Raw genomic sequence first — 17578 nt, forward strand, 5'->3', positions numbered from 1 at the left:
CGTGACAGACGCGTAAGGCAATTTTCCTGTGAATCTGCTGTGATCTCGTTTTCATCACGACTCAGCGACTGTTCGGAAGCCGAAACGATGCACCGGTGCGATGACTCCGTCGTCGGCGGTCATCGAGTGGTGACGACGTCGAGCAGGGCGCTCAGCGCGGCGTCGCGAGCGGCCCCGCGGATCCGGTCGCGGTCCCCGGCGAACCGGTGGAGCACCGCATTTTCCCCGGCGGCGGACGCCGTGCCGATCCAGACCGTGCCGACGGGTTGCCCGTCGTGCGGCTCCGGGCCGGCCACCCCCGTGGTCGCAACGGCGATGTCGGCTCCGGTCGCCGTGCGGGCTCCGGCGGCCATCTGCGCGGCCACCTCGGGGTCGACGGCACCGTGGGAGGCGAGGCGCTCGGGATCGACGCCCAGGAGGGCGACCTTGACGTCACGGTGATAGGACACGACGCCGCCCCGCACGGCCGCGGACGCTCCTGGCACCTCGACCAGCGCGGCGCACACGGCGCCCCCGGTGAGGGACTCGGCGGTGGCGATGGTGAGGCCGCGGGCCACGGCGGCCTCGATCACGCGAGCGGGATCGGCAGGCAACCCGGTGCTCGGCGATCCCTCGGCCGGGTCAGGCACGGGTGCCCTCACGGCGCAGGGTGAGCGCATCGCGGACGTAGGCGACGCCGGTGACGACCGTGACGACGAGCGCGGCCGCCATCACGAGCCAGCCGAGCCACAGCGCCCACGGGCCGAGCACGGTGCCGAGCGGCATGAGCAGCAGGATGATCGCGGCGGCCTGCAGCACGGTCTTCAGCTTGCCGCCGGCCGAGGCCGCCATCACGCCGTAGCGGATCACCCAGAACCGCAGCGCGGTGATGCCCCACTCGCGGACGAGGATGACGATGGTGACCCACCACCACAGCTCACCGAGCACCGACAGCATCACCAGGGCCGACCCCGTGAGCAGCTTGTCCGCGATCGGATCGGCGATCTTGCCGAAGTTCGTCACCAGCCCACGGGACCGCGCGATGTCGCCGTCGAGCTTGTCGGTGTAGATCGCGACGACGAAGAGGGCGGCGGCGGCCCAGCGCAGGCCTCCGTGCGCTCCCCCGTCGGCGGCCAGCAGCACGATGAACACGGGCACCAGCAGGATGCGGATGCCGGTCAGCACGTTCGGCAGGTTCCAGGAGGAGACCGGGGAGGAGTGCGGTGCCGGGGTGCTCATCCGTCAAGGCTACCGGGGCGACCCGACCGTCCGGCGAACCGCCCGGCCGCGACGTCCGCGCCGGACCTCAGCGCCCGGTCAGGTTCCAGGCGTCCTCGGAGTCGTCCCCCTCGGCGTCGTCGTGGTAGTCGATCGCCTGGGTCCGGTCATCGAGGTCGGCCGCGACCAGGTCGGTGCCCCAGTCCCCCGCCGCATCCGCATTCCCCGCCGTCGCGGTGGCAGCGGCCGGCGGATCGTCGCCGCGGATCGCGGCGAGCGTGACGCCCAGGTCGTCGGGCTTGACCAGCACCTCGCGGGACTTGGGACCGTCCGAGGGACCGACGACGCCGCGCGACTCGAGCAGGTCCATCAGACGTCCGGCCTTGGCGAATCCGACCCGCAGCTTGCGCTGGAGCATCGACGTCGACCCGAACTGGGTGTTGATCACCAGCTCGGCGGCGGAGAGCAGCAGCTCGAGGTCGTCGCCGATCTCCTCGTCGATCTGCTTCTTCTCGGCCTGCACCGTGACGTCGTCCCGGTAGACGGCCCGCAGCTGGCCCTTGACGTGCTCGACGACCTGGTGGATCTCGGACTCGGTGACCCAGGCGCCCTGCACGCGCATCGGCTTGGAGGCGCCCATCGGCAGGAACAGAGCGTCGCCCTGGCCGATCAGCTTCTCCGCGCCGGCCTGATCCAGGACGACGCGGGAGTCGGTGACCGACGAGGTGGCGAACGCCATCCGGGACGGGACGTTGGCCTTGATCAGGCCGGTGACGACGTCGACGGAGGGCCGCTGCGTGGCGAGGACGAGGTGGATGCCGGCGGCACGGGCCAGCTGGGTGATCCGCACGATCGAGTCCTCGACGTCCCGCGGCGCGACCATCATGAGGTCCGCGAGCTCGTCGACGATGACCAGCAGGTACGGGTACGGCTTGATCACGCGCTTGGAGTCCGGCGGCGGGGTGACCTTGCCGTTGCGGACGGCCTTGTTGAAGTCGTCGATGTGCTTGTACCCGTAGGTCGACAGGTCGTCGTAGCGGGCGTCCATCTCGCGGACGACCCACTGCAGCGCCTCGGCCGCCTTCTTCGGGTTGGTGATGATCGGCGTGATCAGGTGCGGGACGCCCTCGTACGCGGTCAGCTCGACGCGCTTGGGGTCGACCATGACCATCCGCACCTCGTCCGGCGTGGATCGCATCAGGATGGACGTGATCATCGAGTTGACGAACGAGGACTTGCCCGCGCCGGTGGCACCGGCGACCAGCAGGTGCGGCATCCGGGCGAGGTTCGCGACGACGAAGCCGCCCTCGACGTCCTTGCCGACGCCCATCACCATCGGGTGGTCGGTCTTGCGGGCGTTGTTCGAGCGCAGCACGTCGCCCAGCGACACGGTCTCGCGGTCGGTGTTGGGGATCTCGATGCCGATCGCGGACTTGCCGGGGATGGGCGAGAGGATCCGCACGTCGGCCGAGGCCACCGCGTAGGCGATGTTCTTGCTCAGCGCCGTGACCCGCTCGACCTTGGTGCCGGAGCCGAGTTCGATCTCGTACCGGGTGACGGTCGGGCCGCGGGAGAACCCGGTGACCTCCGCGTCGACGCCGAAGTCGGTGAGCACCTTCGTCAGAGCGGCGACGACGGCCTCGTTGGCCGCGGACCGCTCCTTCGGCGGCGTGCCGGGCGTGAGCACGTCCGAGGCGGGCAGCGTGTAGGTGACGTCGCCGGAGAGCTGCAGCTGCTCGGAGCGCTGCGGGATCGGGCTGGGCGGCATCTGCGGGGCGACCGGGGTCGACCGGACGGCGGCCAGGGCCTCGGTCGGGCGGCTGTCGGCGTCGAGCCCCTGGTCGGCGCGCAGCTTCGCGGCGGCCTGCTCGGCGCGGGTGGGACGGCGGACCCCCGGCGGTACCGCCGGAGAGGACTGTACCGCCGGAGAGGACGGCACCGCCGGAGAGGACTGCACCGCCGGCTGCGGCGGCGTCTCCGCCACGACCGGGATGTCCGCGGTGGCCGGATCGGCGTCGTCGTCCAGCAGGGCCCGCTCGAACGCCTCGTCGCCGTCGTACGCGTCCAGCTCGGCGGTCCGGTCCTCGTGGTCCCTGCGGCCGAATCGTTTCTTCCGCCGGGCGGGTCGGGGCGGAGCCGGGTCGTCCAGGTAGGAGCGGTCGTGCTCGTCCGCCCGCGCCGCCGACGGTTGCTGACCGGTCAGGTGCTCGTACAGCGCGCGCAGACGGGAGGGGATGCGGCCGAAGGGCGTGGCCGTGATGATGAGCAGGCTCACGAAGGCCAGCGCGAGCAGCAGGACGAGGGTTCCCGCCGGGGTGATGATCTGGCTGAGCGGGCTGGCGGCGAGGAAGCCGATCATGCCGCCGGCGGCCCAGAGCTGGTCCACGCCGGCGGAGATCGTGGGCGCACCGAGCGCGAGATGGGCGATGCCGGAGGAGGCGACGGTGAGCACGGCCAGGCCGATGGTCACCCGGTTGTTGGCGTTCGTCGCGGTCGGCGTCCGCATCAAGCGCAGGCCGAGGATGACGAGGACGAAGGGCAGGATCAGCGCGATCGAGCCGAACGTGCCGGCGGCGACGGCGTGGACGCCCCGGGCGAACCACCCGGACAGCGACCACCATTCGACCGCGGCGACCAGGCCGGCGAGCAGGAGGAACAGGAGCGCCCGGCCGTCCCGACGGTCCTGCGGGTCGAGCCCCTCGACCCGGTGCCCGACGGCCCGGACAGCGTTCCCGACGCCGTGGGCGAGCCCCAGCCACGCGCCGCGAGCGGCGCGCACGAGAAGGGAGGGCCGGTCCTCGGGCTGCGGAGCGCGCGAGGAGCCTGCCGACCGGGCGGAGGACCTGCCGGTCCCACCGCCGGAACGGGTGGATGCTCGCGACGCGCTGCCCTTGCCCTGGCGGGCAGGGGCGGGGGAAGTACGGGTCGCCATGCTTCCACGGTACCGCTGAGGCGGAGCCGCAGGCCGGACCAACACCACCGGACCGACACTGCCGGAGCAATGCCGCCGGCCAACGCAGCGGATCAATGCCGCCGGATCAGCACCGCCGGAGCGACCGCCTCACCCGGTGGGCGCCCAGGCGGTGTAGACGACCCCGTTGCCGAAGCGCCGCACGTCCACCGCGCGCAGGCGGTCGACGGCGTGGCCGTCGGGGAAGAACCGGCGACCGCGGCCCTGGATCGCGGGGAAGGTGAAGATGCGGAACTCGTCGACCAGACCCGCGGTGATGAGGGTGTGCGCAAGGGTGATGCTGCCGGTACAGACGATGTCCTGGCCCGGGACATCCTTCAACCGGCCGACCTCCTCGACCGGGTCCCCGTGCAGCACCGTGCTGTTCATCCAACCGGGGTCCCCGAGGGTAGTGCTGACGACGTACTTGTGCACCCGGTCCAGCTGATCGGCCACCCCGGTGGTGTCGTCGGTCTGCTGCGGCCAGTAGCCGCGGAAATCCTCGAAGGTCTGCCGGCCGAGCAGGAGCGCGTCGTTCGTCTCGTCCTGCCGCCGCAGCTCCGCGGCCAGCTCGGGGTCCTGGTCACGCGGGTCGAACCACGAGTCGAGCATCTCCACGGCGCCGTCGACCGTGGCGTTCTGGGTGACGATCAGTCGCCGCATGGTCCACTCCCGCCCGTCGTCCCCCGCCGGTGGCGGAGCCGTACCCGTCACCCTAGGAACGCGTGGACGGGACGGTCAACGTGCCTCGACCCGGCGGTGGGTCGCTCAGGCCTCGAGGACGACGGGGATGATCATCGGGCGCCGCTTGTACCGGCGGTTCACCCAGGAGCCGACGACGCGGCGGACGATCTGCTGGAGCTGGTACGTGGTGTGGGCGCTGCCCGGACCGGACTGCACCGCCTCGTGCAGGGCTTCGCTGATCTTCGGGATGATCTCGGCGAACACCTTCTCGTCCTCGGCGAAGCCGCGGGCGTGGATCTCCGGGCCGGAGACGATCGTGCCGTTGTGCCGGTTGACCACAGTGACGATCGAGATGAACCCCTCGTCGCCGAGGGTGCGGCGGTCCTTCAGGTCGTCGTCGGTGATCTCGCCGACCGTGGTGCCGTCGACGTAGATGAAGCCGCACTCGATGCCGCCGACCACGCGGGCGACGCCGTCGGTCATGTCGATGACGGACCCGTCGTCGGTGAGCAGCACGTCCTCCTCGGCCAGGCCGGTGGCCTGGGCGAGCTTGCCGTTGGCGATCAGGTGCCGGACCTCGCCGTGCACGGGCATCACCTGGCGGGGCCGGACGATGTTGTAGCAGTAGAGCAGCTCGCCGGCGGCCGCGTGGCCGGAGACGTGCACCTTGGCGTTGCCCTTGTGTACGACGTCGGCGCCGAGCTTCATCAGCCCGTTGATCACCCGGTAGACGGCGTTCTCGTTACCCGGGATGAGGGAGGAGGCCAGGATCACCGTGTCACCGCGCCCCACCTGGACCCGGTGGTCGCCGTTGGCCATCCGGGACAGCGCGGCCATCGGCTCACCCTGGGAACCGGTGGACATCAGGACGATCTTCTCCTGCGGGTAGTCGTCCACTCGTTTCATGTCCACGAGGATGCCCTCGGGGACGTGCAGGTAGCCCAGCTGCGAGGCGATCGACATGTTCCGCACCATCGAGCGGCCGACGAAGGCGACCTTCCGGCCGTTGGCGTGGGCGGCGTCGAGCACCTGCTGGACGCGGTGGATGTGGGAGGAGAAGGAGGCGACGATGACGCGCTTGCGGGCCTGGCCGATCACCCGGTCCAGCGTGGGCCCGATCTCCCGCTCGGAGGACATGAAGCCGGGCACGTCCGCATTCGTGGAGTCGACCATGAACAGGTCGACGCCCTCCTCCCCCAGCCGGGCGAAGGCGCGCAGGTCCGTGATCCGCCCGTCGAGCGGCAGCTGGTCCATCTTGAAGTCGCCGGTGTGCAGCACGTTGCCGGCGGGCGTGCGCATGAAGACCGCGAGGGCATCCGGGATGGAGTGGTTGACCGCGACGAACTCGCAGGTGAACGGGCCGAGCTGTTCGACCTGACCCTCCGTGACGGCGAGCGTGTAGGGCTTGATCCGGTGCTCGGCGAGCTTGGCCTCGATCAGTGCCAGCGTCAGCTGCGAGCCGACCAGGGGGATGTCCTTGCGCAGGCGCAGCAGGTACGGGACGGCGCCGATGTGGTCCTCGTGACCGTGGGTGAGGACGACGGCGACGACGTCGTCGAGCCGGTCCCGGATGCTCGTGATGTCCGGCAGGATCAGGTCGACGCCGGGCTGGTGCTCCTCGGGGAAGAGCACCCCACAGTCGACGATGAGCAGCTTGCCGTCGAGTTCGAAGACGGTCATGTTCCGGCCGACCTCGCCGATGCCGCCCAGCGGGATGATCCGCATGGTGCCCGGCTTCAGCGCGGGCGGGGCCTTCAGTTCCAGCGTGGGGTCACTCATGCGGACAGCTCCCAACCGGCCTCGGCCAGATCGGCACGGATCAAGGTGGTCTCGTCCGCGGTGGGCGGGACGAGGGGCAGGCGCACGCCGGCGTGGGCGAGAACGCCCTGCCAGGCGAGGATCTGCTTGGCGGCGACGGCGCCCTGGACGCGCGCCATGGTGGCACGGATGACGGGCTCGAGCTCGTAGGCGATCGTCGTCGCGGTCGTCAGGTCGCCTGCGACGACGGCGTCGATCAGTTCGCGGAAGCGGGTGGTGGCGACGTGCGTGGTGACGCCGATGACGCCGACGGCGCCGAGCGACATCCAGGGCAGGGTCAGCCCGTCGTCGCCGGACCACCAGGTGAGGTCGCTGCCCGCCAGCACGCGGGTCGCGGCGGCGAAGTCCGCCTTGGCGTCCTTGACGCCGACGATGCGCGGGTGCTCGGCGAGCCGGAGCATCGTCTCGGGCGCGATCGGGATGGAGGACCGGCCGGGGATGTCGTAGGCGATGATCGGCAGGCCGACGGCGTCGGCGATGGCCGTGAAGTGGGCCTGCACGCCGGTCTGGCTGGGCTTGTTGTAGTACGGGGTGACGATCAGCAGGCCGTCGACACCGAGCTCCTCGGCGCGGCGGGACAGGTTGATCGAGTGGGCGGTGTCGTTGGTGCCCGTGCCCGCGATGATGCTGGCCCGGTCCCCCACCGCGTCCTTGACGGCACGGAACATGGCGAGGTTCTCCTCGTCCGTCAGCGTCGACGTCTCGCCGGTGGTGCCGGTGACGACCAGGCCGTCGCACCCGTCGCTCACGAGCCGGTCGGCCAGCGCCGCGGCGGCATCGAGGTCCACCTCCCCGTCCGGGGTGAAGGGCGTGACCATGGCGGTCAACAGGCGGCCGAAGGGAATGGGGGCGTCGGGCATGGCCTCCACGTTACCGGCTGCGGGGGTCCCGCGCGCACCCGACGGGCCGGTCGCCGGCCGCCGCTGCGGCGGTTCTGCGGGGAGTGGACGGACTGTCGACGGACTGTCGAGAGCAGGGTCGTCGGCGTGCCGGCGGCCGGGCCGACGCATGGTCGACGAGTGGGTCGACGAGTGGGTCGACGAGTGGGTGGACTCGCTGCCGGCGAGACGGTCGAGGTCAGGCGCGCGAGCGGTGGCGCCGGACCTTGGCGACGAGGAACCAGACCAGCAGCACCGCGATGACGGCGAAGATCACGTACTTGGCCGCGTCGACCCAGACCAGCACGGTGTCCCAGTGATCGCCGAGCAGATAGCCGGCCAGGATGAACACGGTGTTCCAGATGCCGGAGCCGACGAGGGTGAGCACCCCGAACCGCAGCGGTGGCATCGACTCGATCCCGGCGGGGATGGAGATGAGGCTGCGCACCCCGGGCATGAACCGGCCGAAGAAGATGGCGGCGTCCCCGTGCCGGTCGAACCAGCCGACGGCCTTGTCGACGTCCTCGACGTCGACCAGCGGGATCCTCGCCGCCAGCCGGACGATGCGATCGTGCCCGAGCACCCGGCCGATCTCGTACAGCAGGTAGGCGCCGAGCACCGAGCCGGTCGTGGTCCAGATGATCGCCTCGACCACGCTGAATCTGCCCTGACTGGCGGCCAGACCCGCGAGCGGCAGGATCACCTCGGACGGGATCGGGGGGAAGACGTTCTCGAGGAACACCGCCAGGCCGGCCCCCGGAGCGCCGATCACGCCCATCACGTCGATCACCCAGCGGGAGACGGCCCCGAAGACGCCGCCGGTGGCGCCCGAGACGGCGTCCTGGCTCGAGAGCGGCACCAGCAGGGACGCCACCGCCGTCACGGCTGGACCCGGCGCTGCTGCCACGGGTCGGCCGGCGTCGCCCGGGTGAGCTGCACGCGGGTCTGGGTGCGCTCCTCGTCCTGGGACCAGAACTCGATCGCGGTCGCCACCAGCCGGTACCCGTGCCACGTGGCGGGGCGTGCGAGCTCGTCGGGCGTCTCCGCGAGGTCGCGGATCCGCTCCCACAGCCGCTCGAGTCCGTCCGGGTCCATCGGCTCGCTCTGCCGGGAGGCGACGAATCCGGCCCGGGACAGCGGCGCGTGGGAGGCGAAGAGCTCGTCCGAGCCGGCGTCGTCGAGCACCTCGACCGGCCCACTCACGCGGACCTGCCGGAGCGGGTCCGGCCAGAGGAAGACGGCGGCGGCCTCGGGGTGGGCGGCCAGGTCGCGACCCTTGGCGCTGGTCCCGGACGTGACGAACACCACGCCGGAGTCGTCCACGCGCTTGGCGATCACGATGCGGTTGGCGGGCAACCCCGCCGGCGTCACGGTCGCGAGGCTGATGGCGTCGGGGATGCCGCTGCCGATCTCACGGGCTTGCTCCCACCACGACCGCAGGCGGCCGAGCGGGTCGGTGGACGCGTCGGAGTCGTTCTCCGGCCGGGCGGGTCCGTGGTCGCTCATGGGGTGGGTCCCTCCGTCGCTGCACCGGGCTGGGCCGGGTGGTCCGGGTTCTCGGCGTGACGGCGGATGGCGTCCCGCATCGCCCGGCGGCCGCGGGTCCGGTCCCCGGCGGCGTCGTAGGCCCACGCCAGCCTGAACCAGCGGCGCCAGTCCTCAGGGTCGGCCTGCACCTCGGTGCGGTACCGCTCGAACGCCTCGTCGGCGGCGGCACGGATCACCCGGCCGGACGGGCGGCGCGGCAGGTCGTCGTCGGGCAGGCCGCCCTCCCGGTCGAGGATCCGGGCCATCCGCTCCACCTGGGTGCCGAACGCGATCTCCCGGGCGAGGACCCAGGCGCCCACGACGGGCAGCAGCAGCAGGGCGACGCCGAGTCCCTTGGCGAGGGCGCCGTCGGACATCAGCAGCAGCCAGCCGCGCTGGGCGGTGAGCACGAGGTAGAGGGCGAGCAGGACGACGACGACGGCGACCCACACGCGGGTGGCGAGGAAGAAGAACGCCGGCGCGATGAAGATCAGGCCGAGCCAGAAGTCGAACGGGGCCACCAGCGCGCCGATCACCAGCAGCACCAGCCCGATCAGGTGCCGGGTGCTCAGGGCGCGCCGCGCGTTCTTCCGCTCCGCGTCCTTCCGCACCGTCTCGACATCCGGCTTCTCGGCATGGGCGCCGTGACCGGTCGTCTCACTCATCGCTGTCCCTTCGAGTCCCTCGTTCTGCTCGTCCAGTCGTGCAGCGCTTTTCTGCACGGCTCCGTCACCGCTCCTCGAGGCCGAGGAAGGCGTCGAGGCCGTGGGTGAGGCCGGGAGCGGTGGTGACGGATCGGATGCCGAGCAGGACGCCGGGCATGAAGGAGGTACGGTCCAGCGAGTCGTGCCGGATGGTCAGCGTCTCTCCCGGGGAGCCGAGCAGCACCTCCTGGTGGGCGACGAGGCCGCGCAGGCGCACGCTGTGCACACGCACGCCGTCGACGTCGGCGCCGCGCGCTTCCGGCGTGCCGGTGCGGGTCGCGTCCGGGCTCGGCGCCGTCCCCGCGGCGCGGCGGGCCTCGGCGACGAGCGCCGCGGTGCGGGCGGCCGTGCCGGACGGGGCGTCGACCTTGTCCGGGTGGTGCAGTTCAATGATCTCGACCGACTCGAAGAAGCGCGCGGCCTTCGCGGCGAACGCAGTGGCGAGCACGGAGCCGACGGCGAAGTTCGGGGCGATCAGCACGCCGATACCCGGGGCCGCGGCCAGGGCGTCGGTCAGGGCGGCCAGACGGGCCTCGTCCCAGCCGGTGGTGCCGACGACGGCGTGGACGCCGTTGCGGACGGCGAAGTGCACGATCTCCTCGGTGCTGTCCGGCACCGTCAGGTCGACCAGGACGTCGGCCCGCGCGCGCACGACCTGCTCCAGGTCGTCACCGCGGCGCAGGGCGGCGACAAGTTCGAGATCGTCGGCCGCCTCGATCGCGTCGACGGCGGCCGCGCCCATGCGTCCGCCGGCCCCGGTCACCGCGACGCGGATGGGGGTCGAGCCGGAGTCGGTTCCGGGAGCGTCGATTCCGACGGCGTCGGCTTCGGGAACGGAGGAGTCGGGCATGGTCTCCACCCTAGGGCAGCAGGCTGGGAGGCCCGGCCGTCGGAGACGGCGACGGGCCGGGCAGGATCGGCGACCCTGCCCGGCCCGTGTCAGCCGGCAGCGGGTGACGTCAGTCCGGTGTCAGGTCGTCGCCCGCAGGCCGGTGACGGCGACGCCCTCCTCGACGAGGTAGGGGCTGCCCGTGGTCGGCTGCACCCGGACGCCGTGGAAGGCACCGGTGACGTTGCGCAGTTCCAGCGCGGTGCCCTGCAGCAGGACGCCGGACAGATCGATGCGCTGCAGTGGGGCCTCGGGCAGTCCGATCAGCTGGGACTTCTGCGCCCCGGTGGCCTGCAGGTCCCGCACCGTGACGTCGTGGATGTGCGGCGTCGTCGCGGTCACGGGCCGGCCGGTGTCCACGCCGGGCTTCGGCAGGCCCGTGTAGTAGTCGGTGAAGGTGATGGGGCTGGCGACGTCGGTCATCCGCACGTGCTCGAAGGCGATCTCCCCGATGTCGCTGCCCCGGTCACGGCCGGACTTGATGCGCACCCCGTTGTCGGTGCCGGTGAAGGTCAGGTGGGAGCCGCGGACGTCGCGGACGCCGTTGTCGGCCTCGCTGCCGATGCTCAGCCCGTGCCCGGTGCCGAACACCGAGTCGGTCACGGTGATGTCGGTCGCCGGGACGGCCGGGGTCGCGAAGCCGGGGAAGCCGGACTTGATGGCGACGTCGTCGTCCCCGGTGGCGATGTCGAGCCGGCTCAGGCGCACCCGGTCGGAGGAGACGACGTCGACGCCGTCGGTGTTGGGGGCGTCCGACGGGTTGCGGACCGTCAGGCCGGTGACGGCGGCGTCGGTCGTGTACCTCAGGCCCAGGCACCACATCGAGCAGTTGGTCACGGTGGCATCGGAGACGGAGACCCGCTGCGCGTCGTAGAACTCGACGACCCACGGCCGGGGCAGGCCGTTGCTCGTGGGGATCGCCCCGAGCGCCGCGTACCGGGAGGCGGGCAGCGCGGACGGGTGGGCGGGGTCGGCCTCGATGGCGGCCGCGAGCGCCCCGAACGTCAGCGCCGACTTGTAGCGGGAGATGTCCGTCTTGGCCTGCTGGGCCTCGGTCCACCAGAGCTGGCTGCCCTGGCCGTCGATGGTGCCGCCGCCGGTGATCGCGACGTCGGTGACCCCGCGGCCGGAGACCAGCGCCTCGGCGACGTCGGGGTTGCCCGCCGCGGACTGGTTGAAGGTGTAGCCGACGAAGCCCCAGGTGAATCGGGACCGGTCGGCGACCGCCCGCAGCGTCGCCCCGTCGTCGATCTGCAGGGTGATGTGGCTGCGCAGCTGGATGGGTCCGGTCACCCAGGTCCGGTCCGGGCCGGTGAGCCGGACGGTGCCACCGCCGCGAGCGGCGCAGTCGTCGATCGCGCGCTGGATCGGCACGGTGTCGTCGTGGGTCCCGTCGCCGAGGGCGCCCCAGGAGCTGGGCAGGCAGGTGGACGACGTCGCCGGCGACGGTGTGGTGCGGGAACCGGCGGTGCCGGGGGCAGCACTGCCGGGGACCGCGGCGACGGGCGCGAGCGCAGCCGTCAGGGCGGCGCCCTACTTGATGTTCAACTTCTCCCGCAAGATCGCCCAGTCGATCGCGGGCGGGCTGGCCGGCTTCGGCCTGACGCTGGTCGGGTACGTGCCGAACGTCGCGCAGTCCGCCGGCGCGGCACTCGGCATCAAGGGGATCCAGGCCCTCTACCCCGCGATCGCGTTCTGCATCGCCGGCCTCGTGCTCTGGTTCCTGTACCCGCTCACCGACACCCGGCACCGGGAACTCGTCGAGGAGATCCACGTGCGGGAGGCCGAGGCGACCGCCGGCTGACGGGTGCTGTGGGCCTTCTCTCAGAGCGGGGCGGCCGTGGGCGAGAACCGATAGACTCGATATCGTTTTGGTAACGACGTCGTCTGTCCCCTCCCCCACGGCCGTCCCGACCGCGTCGGCACGGCCGCGTCACGCGAGCCTTCCCGGCCTCGACGGTCTCCGGGCGCTCGCCGTCGTGCTCGTGCTGCTCTACCACCTGCTGCCGCAGTGGATGCCCGGCGGCATGATCGGCGTCGACGTCTTCTTCGTCCTCAGCGGCTTCCTCATCACCTCCCTGCTGCTGGTCGAGTTCCGCCGCACCGGACGGATCGCGTTCGGTGCCTTCTGGCTGCGCCGGGCGCGCCGGTTGCTGCCCGCGATGCTGCTCGTCCTGTTCACGACGACCACCGCCGCCGCCCTGCTGGGCGGTGACGTGCTCGTCGGGCTGGGCCGGCAGCTCACCGGCGCTCTGACCTACACCAGCAACTGGCTGGGCATCACCTCCCACTCGGCGTACTTCGCGCAGACGTCCCCGCAGCTGCTCACGCACTTCTGGTCCCTCAGCGTGGAGGAGCAGTTCTACGTGGCGTGGCCGCTGATCGTGGTCGGCCTGCTGCTGCTGAAGGCGCGCCGCCGGATCCTCGTCGTCGCGGCGACCCTGGCCGCCGTCGCCTCCGCCGCCGGCATGGCCGCCCTGCACGTGCCCGGCTCGGAGGCCACCCGCGTCTACTTCGGGACCGACACCCACAGCTTCGGGCTGATGGCCGGGGCCGCCCTCGCGTTCGCCGTCCCCCACGCGCTCGACGCCGCCCGCGCGGCCGCTGCCACTGCGGCCGTGGCCCGGGTGCGGCACGGGCTCGGGCTGCTCAGCCTGGCGGGTCTGGTGGCGTGCGGTGTCGTGCTCACCGAGCGCAGCGACCTGACTTACCAGGGCGGGCTGGCGCTGGCGACGCTGCTGACCGTCGGTGTCGTCCAGGGCCTGCTGACCCGGCGCCCCGGCGCGCTCTCCCGCCTGTTGTCGGTGGCCCCGCTCGTGTGGGTCGGCCGGCGCTCCTACGGGCTGTACCTGTGGCACTGGCCGGTCCTCGTCCTGCTCCACTACGCCGACCCGACGCTGCCCATGCTCACGCAGGCCGTCATCGTCGTCGCCGTGACGCTGGCTCTCACCGAGGCGAGCTACCGGTGGGTCGAGCGGCCCGTGCTCAGGCTCGGTTGGCGGGGAGCCCTGCGGGCGCTCGGCTCCCACGCCCGCACCCGCGGCCGGAAGGCGCTGGCGGTGGCCGTCGTCGCGGTGGCCGCCGTGCTCGGCAGTGGCAGCGTGGCCGTCGCCGGCGTCACCGACGCGCCCACCACCACGCAGGCGCAGCAGCAGATCGAGTCCGGGCAGAAGGTCCTCGACGCCCAGCCGACCAGCACGATCGGCCGGGCCACCGGCGCGGGGCGGGACGTCACGGTGATCGGCGACTCGGTGACGGTCGCTTCCACCGCCGCCCTCGAGCGGGACCTGCGCGGCGCGGTGATCGACGCGAGTGTGGGCCGGTCGATGAACGACGCCGCCGACGTCGCCCGCCGCCTGGCGGACCAGGGCCGGCTCGGCCGCACCGTGGTGGTCGGCCTGGCCACGAACGACGTGTTCTCCCGCCAGCGGATCGCCGACCTGCTGGACGTCCTCGGGCCCGACCGCCGTCTGGTGCTCGTGACCGGCTTCGCTCCGGACCGCGTCTACTGGACGGCCGACGCCAACCGGGCCCTGCACGAGGCGGTGGCGGACGAGCCCCGCATCACCGTCGCGGACTGGCAGGCCGCCGTCGCCGTGCACCCCGAGTGGTTGGCCAGCGACGGCATCCATCCGACTCCGCGCGGCCAGCAGCTGTACGCGGACGTGATCACCCGGGCGATCACCGGCCCCTGACGGGTGTCCGGCCGTCGTGCCACCGCCAGCCGGGGAATCCCCCGTGAGGTTGCCCGGAACCGGCGCTGACGGACCGGGACCGGCGTAGCGTGGATGTCACCGCACACGGGAGGCCGGACATGAGCACGAACTGGTACCGCTGGGTCCCCGCTGCCGCCGTCCCCGCGCTCGTCGCGGTGGGCCTGGCGACCAGTGGCGCCTCTGCCGCATCCCCGCCCGCCCCCGCGACGGCCGAGCAGGTGCTCGCCCTCGTCGCGGCCCACCGGACCCACCAGTTCTCCGGCGAGGTCGAGCAGCGCACCGACCTCGGGTTGCCGTCGATCCCGGCGAAGGCCCTCGGCTCGGATGCCGGCGCCGGGAACACGGCCGCGATCCTCGACCTGCTCACCACCGGGCACACCGCCCGCGTCTACGTCGACGGACCGACGAAGCAGCGGGTCCAGGTGATGGATCAGCTCGCCGAACGCGACGCGATCCGTTCCGGGACGAGCGCATGGACCTGGGACTCGGCGACGAAGCGGGCGACGCACACGACGCTGCCGACCGCGACCGCGTCGAGCGGTGCCGGTCCCCTCACGCCCGACAGCCCGAGCCCGGCCGCGGCGACGCCGGACGAGCTGGCCCAGCACGTCCTCGCCACGGTCGGCCCCTCGACCACCGTGACGGTCGGCGATCCCGTGACGGTCGCGAACCACGGCGCCTGGACCCTCGTCCTGACGCCGCGCACGACGGGCAGCCTGGTCGCCTCGGTGCGGATCGCCGTCGAGTCGACCACCGGGCTGCCGCTGGCCGTCGACGTCTACGCGAAGGGGCAGGCGGATCCCGCGTTCCACGTCGCCCTGACCTCGCTCGACCTGCGGGCGCCCGACCCGTCGGTGTTCTCGTTCACGCCGCCGGCGGGTGCCACCGTCACGCAGCAGCAGCTGCCCACGGCGTCCCACCGCTCCCGGCCCCTCACCTCGTCGAACCAGCAGGCCGCGAAGGAGACGGCCGGCACCGCCGCCGGCTGGGATGCCGTCACGGTGATTCCCGCCGCCCGCGTGCCCGCGGACCTCACCCGGTCCCCGCTCGTCACCCAGGTCGCCACGCGGGTGCCGGGCGGACGCCTGCTCTCCACCTCGCTCGTCAATGTCCTGCTCACCGACGACGGACGGCTCCTCGCCGGCGCCGTGCCGGCGAGCACGCTCGAGGCCGCCGCCCGGTGACCCCGGCCGAGCACGCCCACGGTAGTCATCTCGCCGAGGCGGGGGCAGCGACGGAGGACGTCGCGACGACGCCCGGGCCCGGCTCCGCCACGAGCCCCGCGATCGCCACCAGCGGGCTGACCAAGACCTTCGGCCGCCACACCGCCGTCGACTCACTCGACCTGATCGTGCCCCGGGCGAGCGTGTTCGGCTTCCTCGGGCCCAACGGGTCGGGCAAGACGACGACGATCCGCATGCTGCTGGGTCTCGTCGCGCCGACCAGCGGGCGGGCGGAGATCCTCGGCGAGTCCGTGCCCGACCGGCTCGCCCGCGTGCTGCCCCACGTCGGGGCGCTCGTCGAGGGGCCGGCCTTCTACCCGTTCCTGCACGGCGAGGCGAACCTGCGCCGACTCGACACGGCGGACCCGCTCGCCTCGCCCCGCACGCGCACCGCCCGGATCGGGACGGCGCTGGAACGCGTCGGGCTCACGCACGCGGCCCGGAAGAAGGTACACGCCTACTCGCTCGGCATGAAACAGCGCCTCGGCCTGGCCGCGGCGCTGCTCGCGCCCCGGGAGCTGCTCGTGCTCGACGAGCCGACCAACGGGCTCGACCCGCAGGGCACCCGGGAGGTGCGGGCCCTCATCCGCTCGCTCGCCGACGACGGCACGACGGTCTTCGTCTCGACCCATCTGCTCGCCGAGGTCGAGCAGGTCTGCACCCACGCGGCGGTGCTGCGCGCCGGCCGCCTGGTCGCGCAGGGCACGCTGGAGGACCTGCGCGGGGAGAGCCGGTCCCGGGTGGAGGTGCACACCCCGGACACCGACGCCGCCGTCGCGGTCCTCGCCCGGCTCGGGATGTCGGTCGAACCCGGGGGCCCGGAGACGGTCACGGCCGCCTACCCGGTCATGAGCGCCGGCGAGCAGACCGGCACGCAGGCCGGCGAACAGGCAGGCGGGCGGTCCGGTGACGGCGTCACGCCGGAGGCGGTGGTCGCGGCCCTCGTCGACGCCGGCGTGCGCGTGCGCGGCTTCACCTCGGCCGGCGCCACGCTCGAGCAGCGGTTCGTCGAGCTCACCGGCGAGGGCTTCGATGTCGCCGGCTGAGCGGCGCCCGCTCCCCGCGACCGGGACGGGGACGCAGACCGGGACGCAGAGCCGCGCCGGCAGTGTCCGGGCGAACGGGCTCGCCCTGTTCCGCTCGGAGGTCGGCATCCTGTTCCGCCGCCGGCGCACGTGGGCGATGCTCGCGGCGCTCGCAGCGGTGCCCGTCCTGATCGGGCTCGCGGTGCGCTTCTCCCCCGGCCGGGCGGCGAGCGGGCGCGGCCCGGCGTTCCTCGACCAGGTCACCCATAACGGATTGTTCGCGGGCGTCGTCGGCCTGGTCGTGAGCATGCCGCTGTTCCTGCCGCTGACCGTCGGCGTCGTCGCCGGGGACACGATCGCGGGTGAGGCCGGCGTGGGGACGCTGCGCTATCTGCTCGCGGCCCCTGCCGGGCGGGTGCGGCTGCTGGTCGTCAAGTACGCCGCGACCGTCGTGTTCTGCCTCGCGGCGGCCCTGGCCGTCGTGGCCGGGGGCGTCCTCGTCGGCCTGACCCTCTTCCCGCTCGGCTCCGCCACCCTGCTCTCCGGGGACACGATCGGCACCGCCGAGGCCCTGGGCCGGCTGACCCTGATGGCTGGATACGTGACCGTGTCCCTGCTCGGCCTGGCCGCGATCGGCCTGTTCGTCTCGACGCTGACCACGGTGCCGGTGGGGGCGATGGCGACGACGATCGTGCTCGCCGTCGTCTCGCAGGTGCTCGGCAGCCTCGACCAGCTCGACTGGCTGCACCCGTGGCTGTTCACCGATCACTGGCTCGACGTCGCCGACCTGCTCCGCCAGCCGATCGCGTGGGGGTCCTTCGGCGCGAACGCCCTGCTGCAGGCGGCCTGGGTCGCCCTGTTCGGCGCGCTCGCCTACGGCCGGTTCACGACGAAGGACATCCTCAGCTGACGCCGCCCCCCGGCCAGCTCGTCAATACATGTTCCATCCGAGGCGATTTCGCCTCGT

The 17578-nt window shown here is 72.6% G+C and carries 16 protein-coding genes; 5 read left to right on the forward strand and 11 right to left on the reverse strand.

Annotated elements, in window-relative coordinates:
- Positions 1-119: 119 nt before the first annotated feature.
- From BGP79_RS12945 to BGP79_RS12995, 11 genes are all read right to left on the reverse strand, one after another.
- Positions 120-629: a CinA family protein gene (locus tag BGP79_RS12945; RefSeq protein WP_233121518.1), complete on the reverse strand. Its 510-nt coding sequence runs from the start codon at positions 627-629 to the stop codon at positions 120-122.
- Positions 622-1218, reverse strand: coding sequence for a CDP-diacylglycerol--glycerol-3-phosphate 3-phosphatidyltransferase (gene pgsA, locus BGP79_RS12950; protein WP_076696195.1), 597 nt, complete (start codon positions 1216-1218; stop codon positions 622-624). The genes BGP79_RS12945 and pgsA overlap by 8 nt, the downstream gene beginning before the upstream one ends.
- Positions 1219-1285: 67 nt before the next feature.
- A complete protein-coding gene (locus BGP79_RS12955; protein ID WP_076696197.1) occupies positions 1286-4129 on the reverse strand; it encodes a DNA translocase FtsK in 2844 nt (947 codons plus the stop codon).
- Positions 4130-4258: 129 nt separating this feature from the next.
- On the reverse strand, positions 4259-4810 hold the full coding sequence (locus BGP79_RS12960; RefSeq protein ID WP_076696199.1) for a dihydrofolate reductase family protein: 552 nt from the start codon (positions 4808-4810) through the stop codon (positions 4259-4261).
- A 105-nt stretch (positions 4811-4915) separates the two neighbouring features.
- Positions 4916-6610, reverse strand: a complete 1695-nt coding sequence (locus tag BGP79_RS12965; protein WP_076696201.1) for a ribonuclease J — start codon at positions 6608-6610, stop codon at positions 4916-4918.
- Positions 6607-7509, reverse strand: a complete 903-nt coding sequence (gene dapA / locus BGP79_RS12970; RefSeq protein WP_076696203.1) for a 4-hydroxy-tetrahydrodipicolinate synthase — start codon at positions 7507-7509, stop codon at positions 6607-6609. The genes BGP79_RS12965 and dapA overlap by 4 nt, the downstream gene beginning before the upstream one ends.
- 217 nt (positions 7510-7726) lie before the next feature.
- On the reverse strand, positions 7727-8410 hold the full coding sequence (locus BGP79_RS12975; RefSeq protein WP_233121520.1) for a DedA family protein: 684 nt from the start codon (positions 8408-8410) through the stop codon (positions 7727-7729).
- Positions 8407-9033 (reverse strand): pyridoxal 5'-phosphate synthase, encoded by a 627-nt coding sequence (locus BGP79_RS12980; RefSeq protein WP_076696205.1) that lies wholly within the window; start codon positions 9031-9033, stop codon positions 8407-8409. Before BGP79_RS12980 ends, BGP79_RS12975 begins: the two co-directional genes overlap by 4 nt.
- Entirely contained in the window at positions 9030-9719 is a 690-nt protein-coding gene (locus BGP79_RS12985) for a hypothetical protein (RefSeq protein ID WP_369800202.1), read from the reverse strand. The genes BGP79_RS12980 and BGP79_RS12985 overlap by 4 nt, the downstream gene beginning before the upstream one ends.
- Before the next feature lie 64 nt (positions 9720-9783).
- Complete coding sequence (gene dapB / locus BGP79_RS12990; RefSeq protein ID WP_076696207.1) at positions 9784-10608, reverse strand: 4-hydroxy-tetrahydrodipicolinate reductase; 825 nt, start codon at positions 10606-10608, stop codon at positions 9784-9786.
- 120 nt (positions 10609-10728) lie between these two features.
- Positions 10729-12021 (reverse strand): glycoside hydrolase family 28 protein, encoded by a 1293-nt coding sequence (locus tag BGP79_RS12995; protein ID WP_143588421.1) that lies wholly within the window; start codon positions 12019-12021, stop codon positions 10729-10731.
- A 52-nt stretch (positions 12022-12073) separates the two neighbouring features.
- Between BGP79_RS12995 and BGP79_RS13000 the strand changes: the two genes are divergently transcribed.
- The 5 genes from BGP79_RS13000 to BGP79_RS13020 all read left to right on the forward strand — a co-directional run bounded on the left by BGP79_RS13000 (position 12074) and on the right by BGP79_RS13020 (position 17521).
- Positions 12074-12451, forward strand: a complete 378-nt coding sequence (locus BGP79_RS13000) for an MFS transporter (RefSeq protein ID WP_076696211.1) — start codon at positions 12074-12076, stop codon at positions 12449-12451.
- Positions 12452-12518: 67 nt separating this feature from the next.
- A complete protein-coding gene (locus tag BGP79_RS13005; RefSeq protein ID WP_076696213.1) occupies positions 12519-14342 on the forward strand; it encodes an acyltransferase family protein in 1824 nt (607 codons plus the stop codon).
- 119 nt (positions 14343-14461) lie between these two features.
- The gene (locus BGP79_RS16980) at positions 14462-15547 is read left to right on the forward strand and encodes a hypothetical protein (RefSeq protein ID WP_076696215.1); all 1086 of its coding nucleotides are present in this window, start codon (positions 14462-14464) and stop codon (positions 15545-15547) included.
- Positions 15548-15648: 101 nt separating this feature from the next.
- A complete protein-coding gene (locus BGP79_RS16985) occupies positions 15649-16632 on the forward strand; it encodes an ABC transporter ATP-binding protein (RefSeq protein ID WP_076696969.1) in 984 nt (327 codons plus the stop codon).
- Positions 16619-17521, forward strand: a complete 903-nt coding sequence (locus BGP79_RS13020) for an ABC transporter permease (RefSeq protein ID WP_076696217.1) — start codon at positions 16619-16621, stop codon at positions 17519-17521. Before BGP79_RS16985 ends, BGP79_RS13020 begins: the two co-directional genes overlap by 14 nt.
- Positions 17522-17578 lie beyond the last annotated feature (57 nt).

This window comes from Tersicoccus sp. Bi-70, from assembly GCF_001968825.1.
Taxonomy (GTDB): Bacteria; Actinomycetota; Actinomycetes; order Actinomycetales; family Micrococcaceae; genus Tersicoccus.

What these genes read in the sequence shown, in the direction of transcription:
- BGP79_RS12985 (WP_369800202.1), bottom strand. Translation starts at nt 9,719, where the DNA reads ATGAGTGAGACGACCGGTCACGGCGCCCATGCCGAGAAGCCGGATGTC.
- BGP79_RS12960 (WP_076696199.1), bottom strand. Translation starts at nt 4,810, where the DNA reads ATGCGGCGACTGATCGTCACCCAGAACGCCACGGTCGACGGCGCCGTG.
- BGP79_RS12955 (WP_076696197.1), bottom strand. Translation starts at nt 4,129, where the DNA reads ATGGCGACCCGTACTTCCCCCGCCCCTGCCCGCCAGGGCAAGGGCAGC.
- pgsA (WP_076696195.1), bottom strand. Translation starts at nt 1,218, where the DNA reads ATGAGCACCCCGGCACCGCACTCCTCCCCGGTCTCCTCCTGGAACCTG.
- BGP79_RS16980 (WP_076696215.1), top strand. Translation starts at nt 14,462, where the DNA reads ATGAGCACGAACTGGTACCGCTGGGTCCCCGCTGCCGCCGTCCCCGCG.
- BGP79_RS13020 (WP_076696217.1), top strand. Translation starts at nt 16,619, where the DNA reads ATGTCGCCGGCTGAGCGGCGCCCGCTCCCCGCGACCGGGACGGGGACG.
- dapA (WP_076696203.1), bottom strand. Translation starts at nt 7,509, where the DNA reads ATGCCCGACGCCCCCATTCCCTTCGGCCGCCTGTTGACCGCCATGGTC.
- dapB (WP_076696207.1), bottom strand. Translation starts at nt 10,608, where the DNA reads ATGCCCGACTCCTCCGTTCCCGAAGCCGACGCCGTCGGAATCGACGCT.
- BGP79_RS12980 (WP_076696205.1), bottom strand. Translation starts at nt 9,033, where the DNA reads ATGAGCGACCACGGACCCGCCCGGCCGGAGAACGACTCCGACGCGTCC.
- BGP79_RS12965 (WP_076696201.1), bottom strand. Translation starts at nt 6,610, where the DNA reads ATGAGTGACCCCACGCTGGAACTGAAGGCCCCGCCCGCGCTGAAGCCG.